The organism is Actinomadura formosensis NBRC 14204 (assembly GCF_001552155.1).
GTDB lineage: Bacteria > Actinomycetota > Actinomycetes > Streptosporangiales > Streptosporangiaceae > Spirillospora > Spirillospora formosensis.
The window spans coordinates 1-17,659 of record NZ_BCQQ01000024.1 but is presented as its reverse complement, the minus strand read 5'-3'; the positions used below and the strand labels follow the sequence as shown (position 1 = coordinate 17,659).

The window sequence follows — 17,659 nt, the reverse complement described above, 5'->3', positions numbered from 1 at the left end:
CAACCCGTGGTGCATTTGATACGTCTCATCGCGGTATGGGCTTGATAGGCCGCAGTCGATAGGATCCGCTGGTCTGCGCCCATATCGACGAAACGATGGAGGTGTCCGTGGGCGGAACGGCGATAGTGATCCTGCTGGCGCTGATCCTGGTCGCATTGATCGTGCTCATCCTCGTCCTGCTGCGGCGCCGTTCGGCTCCTGCGGCCCCCGCCCCGGTGGTCCCGCGCGACCCGTTCGCCCCCGAGGACCAGGTGGCCGGCGACCCGCGGGCACTGAAGGCCGGCGACATGGTCGAGTACCTCGGCACCCGCTACTTCGTGCGCGGCTCGCTGCGGCTGAAGGAGGGCGGCTTCACCTGGAGCGAGCATCTCCTCGACGCCGACACCATCGAGGGCACCAAGGTGTGGGTCTCCGTCGAGGAGGACCCGGACCTTGAGGTCGTCTGGTGGACGGAGTACGACGCCGGGGACCTCACGCCCGGTGAGAAGACCATCGTCGTGGACGGCGTGGAGTACCGCCGCGACGAGCACGGCACCGCCGACTACACCAGCGAGGGCACGACGGGCGTCGGCGTCCAGGGCCGGGTCGAGTACGTCGACTACGAGGGCCCGCGCGGGAAGTACCTGTCGTTCGAGCAGTACGGCGGCGGCCCGTGGGAGGCGGGCCTCGGCGAACGCGTCCCGGCCGGATCGATGACGATCTACCCGGGTGGCGGTAGCTGACCTTGCGCGCGACCCTCGACACCCCCTACGCGGACGCGCGCGCCGACGGGCTCTCGTTCGCGCTCGGGCTGCCGCCGCTGGACGCGCTCGCCGTGCTGCCGGTGGAGCGCGCCGGCCTGACCGTGGAGCTGCGCCTGCTCGGCGCGTCCCACCAGGTCATCGCCGGTCCGCTGAGCGAGACGGTGGCGTGCCTGCCGGATGCCGCCGAGCCGCTGCCCGGACATGCCGCGACGAGCGTGCCCGGCTGGGCCTACGAGTTCACCGCGACGACCGCCGCGCACCGTGACGGGACGGCGTTCGCCCGTGCCGTCGAGGCCGTGTGCGCGCGGCTCGCGGACCGCGGTGACGCGCTGACCGGGGCGTTCCCCGGTTCGCCGCACGCCGTCACCGCACTGGCACTGGAAGAGACGCGGGAGCCGGGATTCGGCTGGCGGACCTGGCACGCCTACCCGCAGACCCGGGAGATCGTGATGACACGGAGCCGGCTGGTGAGACCATCGTGAACAGCAGATACCGGGTGGCGGGCGCGGTGCTCGCCGCCGCCGTGACCACCGCGGCGCTCGGCGGCTGCGGCCAGTCGGAGTCGTCGTGGATCGCCGACAAGTACTCCCGGGCGGGGGCGGGCACCTACCGCTCCCCGAAGGCTCCGTACACGGTGGCCTCGGAGATCGGCCGCAAGTTCAAGCCGATCGACCGCGTGGACGACATGGCGGCGATGGGCGCGGCGGGCGGCATCTTCATGCGCTACCCCAATCTCGTCGTCGGCGTGCTGCCGGACGGCGCGGGCAGCCGGATCACGGTCGACAATCCCCGCAGCGGCTACGGCCGCTACTACTCCCATGTCGGCGGGCGCTGGGCGAGCCCCGGAAGCCACGGATGGAACAGCAGAGGCGCCGCGTCGTTCCGGGGCGGCGGCCCAGGGTCGGGCAAATGAGGAGCGGCACATGAACGACGACATCCTTCGGGAGATCGGCGCGACCTTCGCCTACGGGGCGGTCGGGATCGCGCTGATGGCGCTCGGCTACCTGGTGGTGGAGGTGACGACGCCGGGCAGGCTCGGCAAGCAGATCTGGACCGAGGGCAACCGCGGCGCGGCGCTGCTGCTCGCGGTCAAGCTCTTCGGCATCGGCATGATCGTCACGACCGCGATCGTCACCAGTGACAACGACCTGGGCGCCGGCCTGGTCGACACCGCCGTGTTCGGCGCGATCGGCATCGTGCTGATGGTCGTCTCGTTCTTCCTGCTGGACGTGATCACGCCGGGCAGGCTCGGCGCGACGCTCGTCGACGTGGACGGCGGCGGCACCGCCATCCACCCGGCCGGGTGGGTCGTCGCCGCCGCCGACCTGGGCGTCGCCGCGATCGTGGCCGGGGCGGTCTCCTGACGACCCGCGATCTGGACCGGGCCGTCCGGCCGCCCGACCCGGAACCGTCCCGGGCGGACGGGCCGGGAAGGCCGCGCGTCCCGGTACGGTTCGCGCGCACCCTGATCCTCGCGGCCGTGTTCACGTGCGCGGCGTGCGGGCTGGTGTACGAGCTGGCGCTGGTCGCGCTGGGCAGCTACCTGGTCGGCAACTCCGTCACGCAGGCGTCGATCGTGCTGTCGGTGATGGTGTTCGCGATGGGCGTCGGGTCGCTGGCCGCGAAGCCGCTGCAGGGCCGCGCGATCGTCGCGTTCGCGGTCGTGGAGGGCGCGCTCGCGCTGGTCGGCGGCGTCTCCGTGCTGGCGCTGTACGCGGCGTTCGCGTGGCTCGACCTGTACGTCCCGGCGCTGGTGGTGGTGGCGTTCGCGGTCGGCGCGCTGATCGGCGCGGAGATCCCGCTGCTGATGACGCTGCTGCAGCGGATCCGCAGGCAGGACGCGGGGTCGGCGGTCGCCGACCTGTTCGCCGCCGACTACGTGGGCGCGCTGGTCGGCGGGCTGGCGTTCCCGTTCCTGCTGCTGCCGGCGTTCGGGCACATCAAGGGCGCGCTGCTGGTCGGCGTGGTGAACGCGGTCGCCGGGGTCGCGGTGGTGCTGTGGCTGTTCCGCCGCGAACTCGGCCGGGTCGCGCGGGCCGCGCTGGCGCTCGGCATGGTGGCCGTCCTCGCCGTGCTCGGCGGTGTCTACGCGCTGGCGGACGGGTTCGAGGTGTCGGCGCGGCAGGCGCTCTACAGCGACCCGATCGCGGTGGCGGAGCGCACGAGGTACCAGGAGATCGTCATCACCCGGCAGGCCGGGCTCGGCCCGCCGGACCTGCGGCTCTTCCTGAACGGCGATCTCCAGTTCTCCTCGGTGGACGAGTACCGGTACCACGAGTCGCTCGTTCATCCGCTGATGTCCGGGCCGCACGGCCGGGTGCTCGTTCTCGGCGGCGGGGACGGGCTGGCGCTGCGCGAGGTGCTGCGCTACAAGGACGTCCGGAGCGCGACGCTGGTCGAACTGGACCCGGAAATGCTGCGCCTGGCCCGCACCTACGGGCCGATCGCGTCCCTCAACCACCGCTCCTTCGAGGATCCGCGCGTGGAGACCGTCACCGCTGACGCGTTCTCCTGGCTGCGCGGCCTGAACGAGCAGTACGACGCGATCATCGTGGACATGCCCGACCCCGATGACGTGGCCACGGCCAAGCTGTACTCGGTCGAGTTCTACGGGATGGTGAAGCGGGCCTTGGCGCCGGGCGGGCGGATGGTCGTCCAGTCGGGTTCGCCGTACTTCGCGCCCAAGTCGTTCTGGAGCATCCAGAAGTCGATAGCCGCCGCCGGTCTCGCGACCACCCCGTACCACGTGGACGTGCCGAGCTTCGGTGACTGGGGGTTCGTCCTGGCGTCCCCTACCAAGGAACCCCCCGCGCTCAAGCTCGCACCCGACCTCACTGGGCTTCGCTTCCTTGACAGTGCGGTCCTGCAGGCGTCGACGGTTTTTCCCAAGGACCGCCGTGGCCGGGACGTGGAGGTCAACACCCTCGTCCACCCGCGCCTGGTCGAGTACGAGGGCGAGGAGTGGAAGAACGCCTGATCAGGTGGGCACCGACCGGCGGACGGCAGATACATTGGCCCTGTATCAGCACTCACTTACTTGAGGGAGACCGCCGGATGGGACGCGACATCTACACCGACGAGCACCACGCCTTCCGCGACATGGTGCGCTCCTTCATCGTGAAGGAGATCGCCCCCCACCACGAGCAGTGGGAGAAGGACGGCATCGTCTCCCGTGAGGTGTGGCTGGCGGCCGGACGCGCGGGCCTGCTCGGCATCGACATGCCGGAGGAGTTCGGGGGCGGCGGCAACCCCGACTACCGCTACTACGTGATCTTCAACGAGGAGCTGGCGAAGGCCGGCGTCCACGGCCCCGGGTTCGCCGTCCACAACGACATCAACGGCGGCTACCTGCGCCAGCTGTGCACGGACGAGCAGAAGCGGCGCTGGTTCCCCGGCTACTGCTCCGGCGAGATCATCACCGCGATCGCGATGACCGAGCCCGCCGCCGGATCCGACCTGCAGGGCATCAGGACCACCGCGGTCGGGGACGGCGACGACTACGTCCTGAACGGGTCGAAGACGTTCATCTCCAACGGCATCCTCGCCGACCTGGTCATCGTGGTCGCCAAGACCGACCCGGCCGCCGGGGCGAAGGGCGTCAGCCTCCTGGTGGTCGAGCGCGGCATGGCGGGCTTCGAACGCGGCCGCAACCTCGACAAGGTCGGCATGCACGCCCAGGACACCGCCGAGCTGTTCTTCGACAACGTCCGCGTCCCGAAGGCGAACCTCCTCGGTGAGGAGGGCATGGGCTTCATCTACCTGATGCGGAACCTCGCCCGGGAGCGGCTGTCGATCGGCGCGACCGCGCAGGCCGCCGCCGAGACCGCGTTCGAGCAGACCCTCGAATACTGCAAGACGCGGGAGGCGTTCGGGCGTCCCATCGGCAAGTTCCAGCACAACCGCTTCACGCTCGCGGAGATGAAGACGGAGCTGACGGTCTCCCGCGCCTTCACCGACGAGTGCATCGTCAAGGAGAGCGCAGGCGAGCTGACCGCCGACGAGGCCGCGATGCTCAAGTGGTGGAACACCGAGCTGCTCAAGCGGGTCGTGGACCGCTGCGTCCAGCTCCACGGCGGCTACGGCTACATGACGGAGTACCCGATCGCGAAGGCGTACCAGGACGTCCGCATCCAGACGATCTTCGGCGGCACCACCGAGATCATGAAGGAGATCATCGGCCGAGGTCTCGGGGTCTGACCGCCCCGCCCGGGCCCAACGGCACCGGTCAGGGGGGACGAAAGCCTCTATGCCCCGCCGGTGGATCGGTTCCACGATCGTGCCTACGGCGCTCCGTGACGAGGCGGACGCGCGGGAGCGGAGGGCGGCACACGTGACGGACTACCCCTACGCCGGCCGGTTCGAGGTCCACCGGAGGCTCCCCGAGGAGGGGCGGCCCCCGGTGGAGATCCTCGCCGAGCTGCGGGAGATGGCGGCCGGAGAGGACGCCCTCTGGGAGACGGGCAAGGCGTCCGGGACGATCTACTGCGGCGACCACGACCACTACGCCTTCATGACCGAGACGTACGGCCTGTTCGGTCACGCGAACGCCCTGCAGCGGGACATGTTCCCCAGCGCGACGAAGTTCGAGGGCGAGATCCTCGCCATGACCTTCGACCTCATGCACGCCGGCGCCGTCACCGGCACCACGCCGGGCGGGGTGGTGACGACCGGCGGTACCGGCAGCATCCTGCACGCGATGCTCGCCTACCGGGACGCCGCCGCCCGCCATCGCGGCGTCACGCGTCCGAACATCGTCAAGCCGGAGACCGCGCATCCCGCGTTCGACAAGGCCGGGCACCTGTTCGGCATCGAGGTGCGGCGGGCGCCGGCCGACCCCCGCACGACCCTGGTGGACGCCGGGGCCGTGGCCGGGCTCATCGACGCGGACACGATCGCGGTGATCGGCTCGGCGGGCAACTACGGGTACGGGACGATCGACCCGATCGCGGAGCTGTCGGAGCTGGCACTGGCCCGGGGCGTCGGCCTGCACGTGGACGCCTGCCTCGGCGGGTTCATCCTCCCGTTCGGTGAGGAACTGGGCCTGGACGTCCCCGTCTTCGACTTCCGCCTGCCGGGCGTGACCAGCATCTCCGCCGACACCCACAAGTACGGGTACGGGCTGAAGGGCACGTCCACGCTGCTGTTCCGCGACAGCGGGCTGCGCAACGAGCTGTACTTCCTCAACGCGGGGTGGAGCGGCGGGAAGTACCTGTCGCCGGGCATCGAGGGCTCCCGGTCGGGCGGGCTGCTCGCCGCCACCTGGGCGGGGATGGTCAAGCTCGGACGCTCCGGATACCGCCGCCACGCCGAGCGGATCTTCGCCACCGCGCGGCAGATGATCGACGCGGTCCGGTCGCATCCCGAACTGCGGGTGCTGGGCGACCCGACGTTCCTGTTCAGCTTCACCTCCGACGAGTTCGACATCTACCACGTGTACGACTTCATGGCGGGCCGCGGCTGGCGGCTCAACGGCCAGCAGTATCCGAACGCCGTCCACATGGCGGTGACCCGGCCGCAGACCCGGCCGGGGGTCGCCGAGACCTTCGCCGCCGACCTCGCCGCCGCCGTCCGGTACGCCGCCGAGCGGGAGGCGGCGGGGGAGAAGCCCATGTCGGGCGCGGTGTACGGGGGCGTGCCCGGCGGGCTCACCGAGGAGGCGGACGACTTCATCCGGCAGATCATGGCCGGGATGCTCGACACCCAGCAGTCGCTGCCCCCGGCCGCCCGCTGACCCGGCCGGAGCCACCGATGACATCCGTGCCGCAGAAGCAGTACGTCCTCACCGTCGATCTCGGCTCGACCGGGCTGAAGGTCGGCCTGGTCTCGCTCACCGGGGAGATCGCCCGCTGCGAGTTCGCCCTCCTCACCACCCGCCGGCCGGGCGGCGGCGCGTCCACCCAGGACGCGGGGGAGTGGTGGCGGCTGCTCACCGAGGCCGCCCGGCGGGTGATGGCCGCCGGTGCGGTCCGTCCCGACCAGCTCGTCGCGGCGTCGTGCACCGGGCAGTGGGCCAGCACGGTGCCGGTGGACGCGGCGGGCCGCCCGGTCGGCGACTGCCTGCTGTACGACGACACGCGGGGCGCGCCCTACTCCCGGGCCCTGATCGCCGGGCCGGTCGCCGGGTTCGCGCCGCGCAACGCGCTGGCCTGGGTCCGCAGGACGGGCGGGGCGCCGTCGCCGTCCGGCGCCGACCCGATCGGGCATCTGCTGTTCCTGCGCCACGACATGCCGGAGGTGTACGCGGCGGCGCGCTGGTTCCTGGAGCCGGTCGACTACCTGACGATGCGGATGACCGGGGTCGCCGCCGCCACGCACGCCTCGATGACGGCCGCCTGGCTGACCGACAACCGGCGCCCGGACGTGCTGCGCTACGACGCGGACCTGGCCCGCCGGGCGGGGGTGGACGCCGGCAGGCTTCCGCCGCTGTGCCCGATCGGCTCGGTGGTCGGCACCGTCACCGGTCACGCGGCCGGCGAACTCGGGGTGCCCGAGGGGCTGCCGGTGGTGACCGGCCTGCCCGACCTGCACGCGGCGGTCTGCGGCGCCGGGACGCTGGACGATTTCCAGGCCCATCTGGCGATCAGCACGACGTCCTGGATCGGGCTGTCGGTGCCGTTCAAGAAGACCGACGTGCTGCGGTCGATCGCCAGCGTGCCGGGCCTGTCGGCCGGCTCCTACGTCGTCGCGAACAACCACGAGACCGGCGGCCGGTGCCTGCAGTGGCTGAACGAGACCGTGCTGGGCGCGCCCGCCACCGGCGACTCCGACTACGAGCGGCTGGTGACCCGCGCCGCCGCCGTCCCGCCGGGCAGCCACGGCGTGCTCTTCACCCCCTGGCTGGACGGTGAACGCTCACCGGTCGACGACCGCGACGCCCGCGCGGGCTTCCACAACCTGTCCCTGACCACGACGCAGGACGATCTCATCCGCGCCGTCCTGGAGGGCGTCGCCTACAACGACCGGTGGCTGCACGAGGCGGTCGAGCGGTTCGCCGGACGCCGCCTCGACCCGATCAGGGTGATCGGCGGCGGCGCCCGGTCCGATCTGTGGTGCCAGATCCACGCCGATGTGCTCGGCCGCACCGTCGAGCGCGTCGCCGATCCGATCAACGCGGGCCTGCGCGGCCAGGCCGTCTTCGCCGGGCTGTCGCTGGGCGCCGTCCGCCGCGAGGACGTCCGGATCGGCGTCGACCGCGTCTTCCGCCCGGACCCTTCGGCCGCGGCGGAGTACGAGCGCCTCTACCGGGAGTTCCCCGGCCTGTACCAGAGCCAGCGGCGCATGTTCCGCCGCCTCGCGCGGGGCCGGGTGCCGGACCCGTCGGGGCTTACCCCAGCGGGGGCACGACCGCCTCGATGAGGTGCGGGCCCGGCTCGGCGATCGCCCTGCCGAACTGGTCCGCGAACTCCTCGGCCGTGCGGGCGCGGGACGCGGGGACCCCCATGCCGGACGCCAGCGCGACGAAGTCGAGGGAGGGCCGCGACAGGTCGACCATGTCCCGGGCGATGGTCCCCGCCGCGGGCGGTGCCGCCATGGCGCCGACGCGTGTCGTCTCCATCGACAGGATCGCGTAGGCGCCGTTGTTGAACACGACGGTGGTGACGTCCAGGCCCTCCCTGGCCTGCGTCCACAGCGCCGAGATCGTGTACATGGCGCTGCCGTCCGCCTCCAGGCAGATGACGGGACGGTCCGGGCGGGCGACCGCGGCGCCGGTCGCGACCGGCAGGCCCTGGCCGATCGCGCCGCCGGTCAGCGTGAGCCAGTCGTGCGGTGGCGCGCCGGCGGTGGCGCCCGCGAGCCACAGCCCGGACGTGTTCGCCTCGTCCGACACGATCGCGCCGTCGGGGAGCAGCGCGCCGATGACGGCGGCGGCGGTCTCCGCGGTGAGCGCCCCGGTCGGGATCTCCGGCCGCGCCGCCGCCTGCCGGGGCGGACGCGCGTCCCCGGCGACCGCGTCGGCGAGCTCGGCAAGGGACTCGGCCGGGTTCGCGCCGAGGTCGTGCACCTGGCAGCCGTCCGGCACCAGGTCGCCCGGAAGATCCGGATAGGCGAAGAACGTCACCGGCCGCCGCGCGCCCGCGAGCACGATGTGCCGGGCGCCCGCCAACTGTGCCGAGGCCATCTCGCCCAGGTAGGCGAGCCGCTCCACCGGCGGGACACCGGCGCCGCGCTCCAGCCGGGCGGGGAACGTTTCGCACAGCACCCGCGCCCCGGTCGCCGCCGCGATGCGCCCGGCGGCCTCCAGCCCCGCGCGCCGGGTCGCGGCCCCGCCGATCAGCACGACGCACGGCTCACCGCCGGTCAGCGCGGCGGCGACCGGTTCCAGCGCGTCGCCGGCCGCCGGCGCGGGCGGCGGGGCGGGCCGGGCCTCGGCCACCGTCCCGCCCTCCGACCAGGCGGCGTCCGCGGGCACGATCAGCGTGGCGACGCCCCCCGCCCGGGCCGCCGCGACCACGTCCGCCGCGGCCGGGCCGACGTCCGCGGCGGTCTGCGGCAGCCGCATCCACGCCGACACCGACCCGGCCACCGTCGCGATGTCCGACTGCAGCGGCGCGTCGAACCGGTGATGGTGGGTGGCGTGGTCACCGATCACCGTGACGACCGGGGTCTTCGCCCGCCGCGCGTTGTGCAGGTTGGCGAGCCCGTTCGCCAGCCCCGGGCCGAGGTGCAGCAGGACGGCGGCGGGCCCGCCCGCCATCCGCCCGTACCCGTCGGCGGCGCCCGTCGCGACCCCCTCGAACAGGCACAGCACACCTCTCGCCCGCGGCTCGCCGTCCAGCGCCGCCACGAGGTGCAGCTCGGACGTGCCCGGATTCGCGAACCACACGCCGACCCCGGCGTCCGCCAGCGTGCGCACCATGGCCTGAGCGCCGTTCATCTGCCTCTCCCCAGCTCAGCCGAACAGGACCCCGGGGTTCAGTATCCCGTCCGGGTCGAACGACGTCTTGATCCGCCGCATCAGCTCCACCTTCACCGGATCCTCCAGGGCGCGGAAGTGGCGGCTCTTCTCCCGCCCGATGCCGTGCTCCCCGCTGATCGCGCCGCCGCACTCGACGGCCGCCGCGAGGATCTCGTCCATCACCCGGGCCAGCGCGTCCGCGTCCGGCTGGAACACCGACAGGTGCACGTTGCCGTCCCCGGCGTGCCCGCACCCGCCGATGAGCGCCCCGCGCCGCGCGCCGATCCGCTGGACGGCGGTGAAGAACCCGGCGAGCACGGCGCGCGGCACGACGGCGTCGACGATCGCGTCCGCCCCGGCGCTCCGGGCCGCCCAGAACGCCTTCTCCCGGGCCGTGACCAGCTTCCGGAGGGGCCCGTCCGCAAGGACGTACACGTCGGCGGCGCCCAGGTCCGCCAGCTGCCCGCCGAGCGCCCGGACGTCCTCCTCCAGCCGCTCCGCCGAACGGTTCTCCAGCACGACCAGCAGATAGGCGCCGGCGGTGTCGCGGACCTCCTGCGGCACGCCGAGATCCAGCCCGGCGTTCTGCGTGATCGCCGCCATGGCGAGGACGTCCACGTACTCCAGGACGAGCGGGTCCAGCCCGCCGCCCGTCAGCCGGGGCACCGCCGCCGTGACCGCCTCCACGCGGGCGAACGGCGCCAGCACCCCGGCCCGGTGCGCGAGCCGGGGCCGCAGCCGCAGCGTCGCCTCCGTCACCAGCGCGAGCGTGCCCTCCGACCCCACGATGAGCTGCGTCAGGTCGTATCCGGTGGAGGTCTTCACATACCGGCCGCCCGTCCGGATCACCTCCCCGGTGGCGAGCACCGCCTCCAGCCCGAGGACGTGATGCCGGGTCACCCCCTCCTTCACCGCGTGCATCCCGCCCGCGTTGGTGGCGATCGTCCCGCCGAGGGTGGCGCCGTCCTCACCGGGAAAGATGGGGTACACCAGGTCCTTCCCGGCGGTCGCCCGGTCGAGTTCCCCGAGTGTGACGCCCGGCTGCACGACCGCGACCTGCCCGTCCGCGTCGATCTCCAGGACCCGGTTCATCCGCTCGAACGACACCACCAGCCCGCCGGCGCAGGGCACCGCCGCACCGGACAGGCCCGTCCCCGCCCCCCGCGCGGTCACCGGCACCCCGTGCGCGGAGGCGACCCGCAGCACGCCCGCGACCTGCTCGGTGTGCGCGGGCAGCACCACCGCGTCCGGCCGCACCCCGGCGACGCCCAGCGACTCGTCCCGCCCGTAGTCCGGGGGCACCGCGTCGCCCGACAGCACATGTTCCGCACCGACGACCTCCGCCAGCGCCGTCCGGACATCCGTCATGGCTTCCTCCCACCGGCAGGTCACGTCGGCAAGTGTGACGCCACCCGCCCGCCCCCGGTAGGGGGACTTCCGGCCCGAACCCGCGGGCCGAAGGTCCCCCGCGAACCGCTCCGCCCCGGGCGGGCGGCCGGAGCGCCGGTCAGCGGGGTGCCAGGACGTCCGCCGGGCGCAGCGCCAGCCACACCCCCACCACCGTGTAGGTGCCCAGCAGCCATGCCGCGCTGACCAGGGTGGCCGCGCCCCCGCCGGCGGCCTGCCCTGCCATCGACACCGGCAGCCACAGCCCGCACAGCGGGAGGTACCAGCGCAGCGGGCCGCGGTAGCGGCCGACCTTCAGCACCGCGATGCCGAGGACCAGCATGCCCAGGTTGGACAGCGGCCAGCACGCGTCGATGATCGCCAGCCAGGGCGGCAGGTCCTCGTAGGTGTGGCCCACATACGACAGCGAGAGCAGGTTGAACAGGAACGCGCCGGGCAGCAGCGCCAGCACCGCGATCGGGAACGCCCGCCCCTTCCGCGCGCCCGTCCCCCCGGTGTACAGCACGACCAGCGCCAGGCAGAACAGCCCGGCCACATAGCCGAGCCCGGTCACGCAGTCCACCAGCGTGATCCCCTTCTTGACCTCCTCCCCGACGACGACGATCCCCACCGCCCACACCGCCGCGCCGGCGGCCAGCATCACCCCCGCCAGGCGCACCGCGGCCGCCGTCCGCGGCGCGGGCAGCCCCGGCCCCCCGGAGGCCGCGGCCGCGCCGGCCCGGCCGGCGTCGGCGGCCTGGCCCATGTTGACGAGCCTGCTGCGTTCCACGCGGACCGGCGGCTCCGCCGGGTGCGGGTGTTCCGCGGGGTCCTGGCCCATCGGCCGTATCGACATGCTCACTCCACGATCTTCCGTGCGGCGCCCCCTGCGCCGCGGTACGTCCACCATCGGCGGGGGACGTCCCGGGCGGGCAGGGGCGGCGCGCACCTCGCCGTCCCGGATCCGCCCGGCCGGACCGGGATATCGTCCCCGCCGGTCAGGGGCGCCCGTCCCGGACCGCGGGACGGCGGGCATGGGATCCTCGGTGCGTGGGAAAACCGCTCCCTGCCTCCCGTTTCCGCTGGTCCGGGCGGTGGCTCACGACCGCGGCGGTGGCCGCGGCCGTCGCCGTCGCCGCGGGCACCGCCGCCGGGTTCTGGCTCGACCTGCTGAACGGCGACGGCCGCCGCCCCGAGCCCCTGGCCTGGTCGGCCTGGGGCTCCACGGTGCCGGGCCTGGCGCTGGCGCTGGCCGGCGCGATCCTGGCCACCCGCCTGCCCCGGCACGTGATGACCTGGCTGCTGGTCGGCGGCGGCGTGCTGGCGTGCAGCAACGGCGTGGCCGCCGCGTACGCGTCGTTCTCGCTGCTGGAACATCGCGGCACCCTGCCGCTGACCTCGCTCGCCGCCTACATCGGCGGCCGCACCGGCCCCTCGCTCAACCTCATCCCGCCGCTGTTCCTGCTGTTCTTCCCCGACGGGCGGCTGCCCTCGCCGCGCTGGCGGTGGCCGGTGGGCATCTCACTGGCCTGCACCGGGCTGGCGCTGCTGTTCGGCCTGACCGCCCCGTGGCGGATCTTCGTCTCCGCCGAGGGCGAGAGCCCGGACGCCCCGAGCATGGACGGCCTGGCACTGGACCCGACCACGCCGCCGCTGCCCGACGCCGCATGGCACACGCTGCTCGGCCTCGTCCTTCCGCTCATCGCCGTCAGCCTGTTCGTGCCGGTCGCGGCGTTCGTCCGCCGGTTCTTCGGCGCCGACCCCGAACGGCGGGCGCAGCTGCGGTGGATGCTGCTGGCCGCGCTGCTGAACCTCGCCCTGATGGCCAGCCCCCTGCTCGCGCCGGGGAACTGGATGAACGACGCCGCGTTCGCCGCCGGGCTGGTGGCGCTGGCCGCCGCCGTGCTGATCGCGGTGTCCCGGTACCGGCTGTACGAGGTGGACCTGCTGCTCGGCCGCACCCTGCTGTACGGGGGGCTGGCGGCCGCGGTGGTCGCCATCGACATGGCCGTGTTCCTGACCGCGGGCACGCTGATCGACGAGCCGCTGGCCGCGATCATCGGTGCCGGCGTCGTGGCCGTGCTGTACGCGCCGCTGCGGGCCCGGCTGCAGCGCTCCGTGGACCGGCTGGTGACCGGCCGCGGCGACCCGTACGACGTGGTGTCGGCGCTCGCGCGCCGCCTGGAGGACTCCAGCGGCTCCGACGAGCTGCTGGTGGAGGTCGCGCAGGCGGTGGGCACCGCGTTCCGGTCGCCCTACGTGCGGGTGGAGATGAACCGCGCCGACGGGCACACCGTGGTCGCCGAGCACGGCACCGCGAGTGCCGGCGCGGTGGTCCTGCCGGTGGCCTACCGGGGTGTGCCGATCGGCCGGCTCACCCTCGTGCCGCAGACCGGGACGCGCCTGTCGGACGCCGACCAGCGGCTGCTGGCCGACGTCGTCCGGCAGGCCGCCGCCGCCGTCCGCGCCACCGCGCTGACCGAGGAGCTGCAGCGCAGCCGGGAACACCTGGTCACCAGCGTGGCCGAGGAACGCCGGCGGCTGCGCCGCGACATGCACGACGGGCTCGGCCCCGCCCTGGCCGCCGCCGCCCTGAAGATCGAGGCCGCCCGCAACCTGGCGGCCCGCGACCCCGCCGCCGCCGACCGGACCCTGGCCGACGTGCGGCGCGACCTGTCGGCCGTGCTCGCCGACGTGCGCCGCCTGGTGCACGACCTGCGCCCGCCCGCCCTCGACCAGTTCGGGCTGGTCGGCGCCGTCCAGCGGCAGATCAGCCGGTTCGACGGCGCCGGCCTGGCCATCACCCTCGACCTCGGCGCGGCGGGCGCCGCCGCGGGCTCCGGCGAGGTGCTGGCGGACCTGCCGGCCGCGGTCGAGGTCGCCGGTTACCGCATCGTCTGCGAGGCGCTGGCCAACGTCACCCGGCACGCCGCCGCGAACCGCTGCACCGTGCGCCTGGCCGCGCCCGCGGACGCCCTGGAGATCGAGATCGCCGACAACGGCCGCGGGATCGCCCCGGACGCCGTCGTCGGCGTCGGCCTGCTCGGGATGCGCGAGCGGGCCGAGGAACTCGGCGGGCAGTGCACGGTGACCTCTCCGCCGCGCGGCGGAACGCGGGTGCACGCCGTCATCCCGTACCGCGCCTCGGCGCGGCGGCACGACCACGGGGAACGGGGCGCCGGGGTAGAGTCGCTGCCGGCCGCCGACCCGGGAGGAGCCCGATGACCGCTGCGGAACGGCCGCGGGTGCTGCTGGCCGACGACCATCCGATCTATCGCGACGGCCTGTCGCTGATGCTGACCTCCACCGGCGCCGTGGAGGTGGTCGGCACCGCGGCCGACGGCGTCGACGCCGTCGACATGGCGCGGCGGCTGCAACCGCACGTGGTCGTGATGGACCTGCAGATGCCCAAGCTGGACGGCATCGAGGCGACCCGCCGCATCACCGGCAGGCACCCCGACATCGCGGTGCTGGCGCTGACGATGCACGAGGACGACGAGAGCGTCCTGGCCGCCATGCTCGCCGGCGCCCACGGCTACCTGGTCAAGGGCGCCGACCAGGCCGAGATCCTGCGCGCCATCACCGCCGTCGCCAACGGCGAGATCATCTTCGGCCCGGCGCTGGCCGCGCGGGTCACCGCGTACTTCGCCAGGCTCGCCGCCCCCCGCGCCGCCGAGCCGGATCCGTTCCCCCACCTCACCGCACGCGAACGCGAGGTGCTCACGCTCATCGCCGGCGGCCTGACCAACCGCCAGATCGCCGACCGGCTGTCGCTGTCGCCCAAGACGATCCGCAACAACGTCTCCGCCGTGCTCGCCAAACTCCAGGTCGCCGACCGCACCCAGGCCGTCCTGCGCGCCCGCGAGGCCGGCCTCGGCCCCTGACCCCGCCCGCCGCACGCGTGTTCCTCACCGGAGTCTGCTCTCGATCCAGGTGACGGCGAAATCGACGGCTTGTGACGCCTCGAACAGGTAGCTGTCGGCGGCGCCGACCCTGCCCTTCCGGCCGATTCCCTCGGCGAGCATGTCCTCGGCGATGACCGCGAACGGGTCCCGCCCCTCGGGCACCACGGCGGAGTAGTCGAAGGCCCCGTCCTCCGAGTCGATGTCGTGGAAGCGGCGCCAGACCCGCCGGCCGTCCACGAGGACGGGCTGTTCGTAGTCCACGAACCTCTTGCCGGGCGCCTCGGCGAGCGCCTCCGCGTGATGCAGCAGCGTCATGGTGTCCAGAGGAGCGCCCAGCAGCAGGACCCGGCCGCCCCGGGCCACCAGCCGCGCGAGCGGGCTGTCCGCGCCGTGGGGATCGTCCCACGGATGGCCGGCCGTCAACTCGGCCGCCGCCGCCCCGAGGGCCGCGAAGCTGACGTCCGGGTGCCGGCTGCGCACCGCCCCCGGCCACCGGCGCAGCGCCTCGGGGAGACGCCCGTTGCCGTGGTCGGCCTCGCTGAGGCCGGGGTCGTAGGCGGGGTGTTCCGCGCGCAGGGCGTCCTGCCAGGCTCGCGGCCAGGTGACGAAGTCATAGGGCGGTGCGTCGTTCCAGCCGCAGTACGTCATGAGCGTGCCCCGCGGTCCCACCACGTCACCGAGCGCGCCGATGACGGTCTGCGGCCCGCCGGCCACGTAGCCGATGGCGGACATGCGGGTGTGGAACATGACCGCGTCGCCGCGGCCGAGGCCGAGCGCTTCCAGGTCGCGGCTGATCCGGCTCCGGGTCACCGGCCCGCCGGAACCGGCGAGCAGGCTCATCTCGTCCATGATCGCGATCATAGGCGGGACCGTCCGGCCGGAGCGCGTTCCCTTCCGGTTGGACGAGATCCGGGAAAGCTGGGTTTAATCGGCCGAGTAAATGATCATGGTGGAGAGGGCGAGGACAAGCGCAGAACCGTGCTTCTTCCGATGTCGGCCGCGATGGTGGTGGCCGGTGAAGCGCCGGGGTGTCAAGCACGTGCGGCTGCTCATCGTCGGGGGCGTCCACCACCTCACCGAGCCCATCGTCTGGGACTACTCCCCGAAGGGGTCGAGCGTCGTCTTCGACACCGCCCCGGGCACGGGCCGCGTCGTCTTCGACGGGTCGCGGATGAACACCGCGCGGGCCGCCCGCTACCCCGGCGAGACGACCTGCGCGACCTACCTCCTGTGCATCAAGGCCGGGTACGGGAGCTTCACCATCTCCGGCAAGACGTTCCAGAACGCCCCGAACGGGATCAGGCTGAAGGGCAACACGAATATCACCATCACCGGGAACGTCTTCAGGAACCTGAGCGGCTCCAAGGGGTACGGCGGAATCCACACGGAGAGCTCCTCCGGGCTGAAGATCAAGAACAATCTGTTCTCCAAACTGAAGAACTCGGGCAAGATGCACGGCATCTACCTCGTCCGGACTTCGAGGAGCACGATCTCCGGCAACAGGTTCGAGTACGTGACGGGCGACCCCGTCCGCGTCCGCGTCAGCAGCAACAACCTCGTCAGCGGCAACAAGTTCTATCGCTCGGGCTCCTACGCCACGTTCAGCGAATGGCGGGACACCACGAAGGGTGAGGGGTGCGGCAAGGGCAACGTCTTCAGCATCTTTCTAGTGAGGAACCCCGGCCCGTCGGGGCCGGGAGGAATCGCTTCCCTGGTGCGCGGCGCGTCGGCGCCGCCTCGCCGGGTTCCCCACATGCTGGGGAACGTAATGGTAATGTCACGGATTGTGAAACTGGTGGTGCAGGTGAAGCTGCTGCCGACGCCTGAGCAGGCGTTGGCGCTGGAGGCGACCCTGCACGCCGTCAACGTCGCCGCCACCCGGGTGTCGGCCGTGGCCTTCGACAAGTTCGGGCTTCGGTGCCGCGAGACGCCGCTGCGGCGGTTGTGTTACGCCGAGTTGAAGGCCGCCGGGCTGGGGGCGCAGGCCGCGCAGCATGTGATCAAACGGGTCGTGGACGCCTACACCGCCCTGCGGGCCGGTATCCGCAACGGCAATCTCGGCGGCCCGGCGTCCCGGCGGCGCCGCAAGGCCGAGTCCAAGCCGGTCGTGTTCCGCCCGGACGCGGCGCACACTTTTGACGACCGCAACCTGTCGTGGCGGTTGGACGCGGGCACCGTCAGCATCTGGACCGTTCATGGCCGGTGTAAGAACCTGCGGCTGGCCTGCTCGCCCGAGCAGGCCAAGACACTGGCCGCGCACCGGCACGGCGAATCGGACCTGGTCCACCGGGACGGCATGTGGTTCCTGCTGGCCACCTGCGACATCCCCGAACCGGACGTGTACGAGCCCGCCGACTGGATCGGGGTGGACCGCGGGATCGTCAACCTGGCCACCACCAGCGATGGCGACAACCATCAAGGACGACGCCTGGGCCGGTATCGGCGGTGGCAGGCCCGCAAGCGGGCGGAGATCCAGGCCAAGCGGACCCGTTCGGCGGCCCGGCTGCTGAAGAAGCGGGCGCGGCGTGAGGCGCGGCACGCCCGGCATGTCAACCATAAGATCTCCAAGCAGGTCGTCGCCGTCGCGGCACGCACCGGCCGCGGAATCGCGCTCGAAGAGCTGGGTGGGATCCGCGAACGGGTCACGGTTCCTCGCGACCAGCGGGCGCGCCTGTCGTCCTGGCCGTTCCACCAGCTCGGCGAGTTCCTCGAGTACAAGGCCCGCCGGG

The 17,659-nt window shown here is 73.0% G+C and carries 15 protein-coding genes; 11 read left to right on the top strand and 4 right to left on the bottom strand.

What is annotated here, in order from left to right; translation table 11 throughout:
• The first annotated feature begins 95 nt into the window (after positions 1-95).
• The 8 genes from AF1_RS08840 to AF1_RS08805 all read left to right on the top strand — a co-directional run bounded on the left by AF1_RS08840 (position 96) and on the right by AF1_RS08805 (position 8,099).
• Positions 96-722 (top strand): DUF4178 domain-containing protein, encoded by a 627-nt coding sequence (locus AF1_RS08840; protein WP_067794895.1) that lies wholly within the window; start codon positions 96-98, stop codon positions 720-722.
• A 2-nt stretch (positions 723-724) separates the two neighbouring features.
• Entirely contained in the window at positions 725-1,225 is a 501-nt protein-coding gene (locus tag AF1_RS08835; protein WP_067794892.1) for a DUF2617 family protein, read from the top strand.
• A complete protein-coding gene (locus AF1_RS08830; protein ID WP_067794890.1) occupies positions 1,222-1,656 on the top strand; it encodes a DUF4247 domain-containing protein in 435 nt (144 codons plus the stop codon). Before AF1_RS08835 ends, AF1_RS08830 begins: the two co-directional genes overlap by 4 nt.
• A gap of 10 nt (positions 1,657-1,666) precedes the next feature.
• Positions 1,667-2,107, top strand: a complete 441-nt coding sequence (locus tag AF1_RS08825) for a DUF350 domain-containing protein (RefSeq protein WP_067794887.1) — start codon at positions 1,667-1,669, stop codon at positions 2,105-2,107.
• 11 nt (positions 2,108-2,118) lie between these two features.
• On the top strand, positions 2,119-3,720 hold the full coding sequence (locus tag AF1_RS08820; protein WP_067795004.1) for a polyamine aminopropyltransferase: 1,602 nt from the start codon (positions 2,119-2,121) through the stop codon (positions 3,718-3,720).
• 77 nt (positions 3,721-3,797) lie between these two features.
• Positions 3,798-4,940: an acyl-CoA dehydrogenase family protein gene (locus AF1_RS08815; protein ID WP_067794884.1), complete on the top strand. Its 1,143-nt coding sequence runs from the start codon at positions 3,798-3,800 to the stop codon at positions 4,938-4,940.
• Positions 4,941-5,073: 133 nt separating this feature from the next.
• Positions 5,074-6,474: a pyridoxal phosphate-dependent decarboxylase family protein gene (locus AF1_RS08810; RefSeq protein ID WP_067795001.1), complete on the top strand. Its 1,401-nt coding sequence runs from the start codon at positions 5,074-5,076 to the stop codon at positions 6,472-6,474.
• Between the two features lie 17 nt (positions 6,475-6,491).
• Positions 6,492-8,099 (top strand): xylulokinase, encoded by a 1,608-nt coding sequence (locus AF1_RS08805; RefSeq protein ID WP_067794881.1) that lies wholly within the window; start codon positions 6,492-6,494, stop codon positions 8,097-8,099.
• On the opposite strand, the gene AF1_RS08800 is transcribed toward AF1_RS08805, so the two are convergent.
• The 3 genes from AF1_RS08800 to AF1_RS08790 all read right to left on the bottom strand — a co-directional run bounded on the left by AF1_RS08800 (position 8,068) and on the right by AF1_RS08790 (position 11,881).
• Positions 8,068-9,618, bottom strand: a complete 1,551-nt coding sequence (locus tag AF1_RS08800; RefSeq protein ID WP_067794878.1) for an acetolactate synthase large subunit — start codon at positions 9,616-9,618, stop codon at positions 8,068-8,070. The two genes, AF1_RS08805 and AF1_RS08800, sit on opposite strands and share 32 nt — an antisense overlap.
• Before the next feature lie 15 nt (positions 9,619-9,633).
• Positions 9,634-11,007: an FAD-binding oxidoreductase gene (locus AF1_RS08795; protein ID WP_067794875.1), complete on the bottom strand. Its 1,374-nt coding sequence runs from the start codon at positions 11,005-11,007 to the stop codon at positions 9,634-9,636.
• A gap of 139 nt (positions 11,008-11,146) precedes the next feature.
• Positions 11,147-11,881, bottom strand: coding sequence for a hypothetical protein (locus AF1_RS08790; protein WP_131732801.1), 735 nt, complete (start codon positions 11,879-11,881; stop codon positions 11,147-11,149).
• 194 nt (positions 11,882-12,075) lie between these two features.
• Between AF1_RS08790 and AF1_RS08785 the strand changes: the two genes are divergently transcribed.
• Both AF1_RS08785 and AF1_RS08780 read left to right on the top strand, forming a co-directional pair.
• Positions 12,076-14,250: a sensor histidine kinase gene (locus AF1_RS08785; RefSeq protein WP_084262640.1), complete on the top strand. Its 2,175-nt coding sequence runs from the start codon at positions 12,076-12,078 to the stop codon at positions 14,248-14,250.
• Entirely contained in the window at positions 14,247-14,909 is a 663-nt protein-coding gene (locus AF1_RS08780) for a response regulator transcription factor (protein WP_067794869.1), read from the top strand. The genes AF1_RS08785 and AF1_RS08780 overlap by 4 nt, the downstream gene beginning before the upstream one ends.
• 24 nt (positions 14,910-14,933) lie before the next feature.
• Here the strand turns inward: AF1_RS08780 and aac(3) are convergent, their stop codons facing one another.
• Positions 14,934-15,779 carry an aminoglycoside 3-N-acetyltransferase gene (aac(3), locus tag AF1_RS08775; protein ID WP_174548832.1) on the bottom strand — a complete coding sequence of 282 codons (846 nt, stop codon included), beginning with the start codon at positions 15,777-15,779 and terminating at the stop codon, positions 14,934-14,936.
• Positions 15,780-15,945: 166 nt separating this feature from the next.
• Between aac(3) and AF1_RS33105 the strand changes: the two genes are divergently transcribed.
• Positions 15,946-17,659, top strand: a 1,714-nt coding sequence (locus tag AF1_RS33105; RefSeq protein ID WP_084262638.1) for an RNA-guided endonuclease TnpB family protein, incomplete at its 3' end; no start/stop codon positions are given.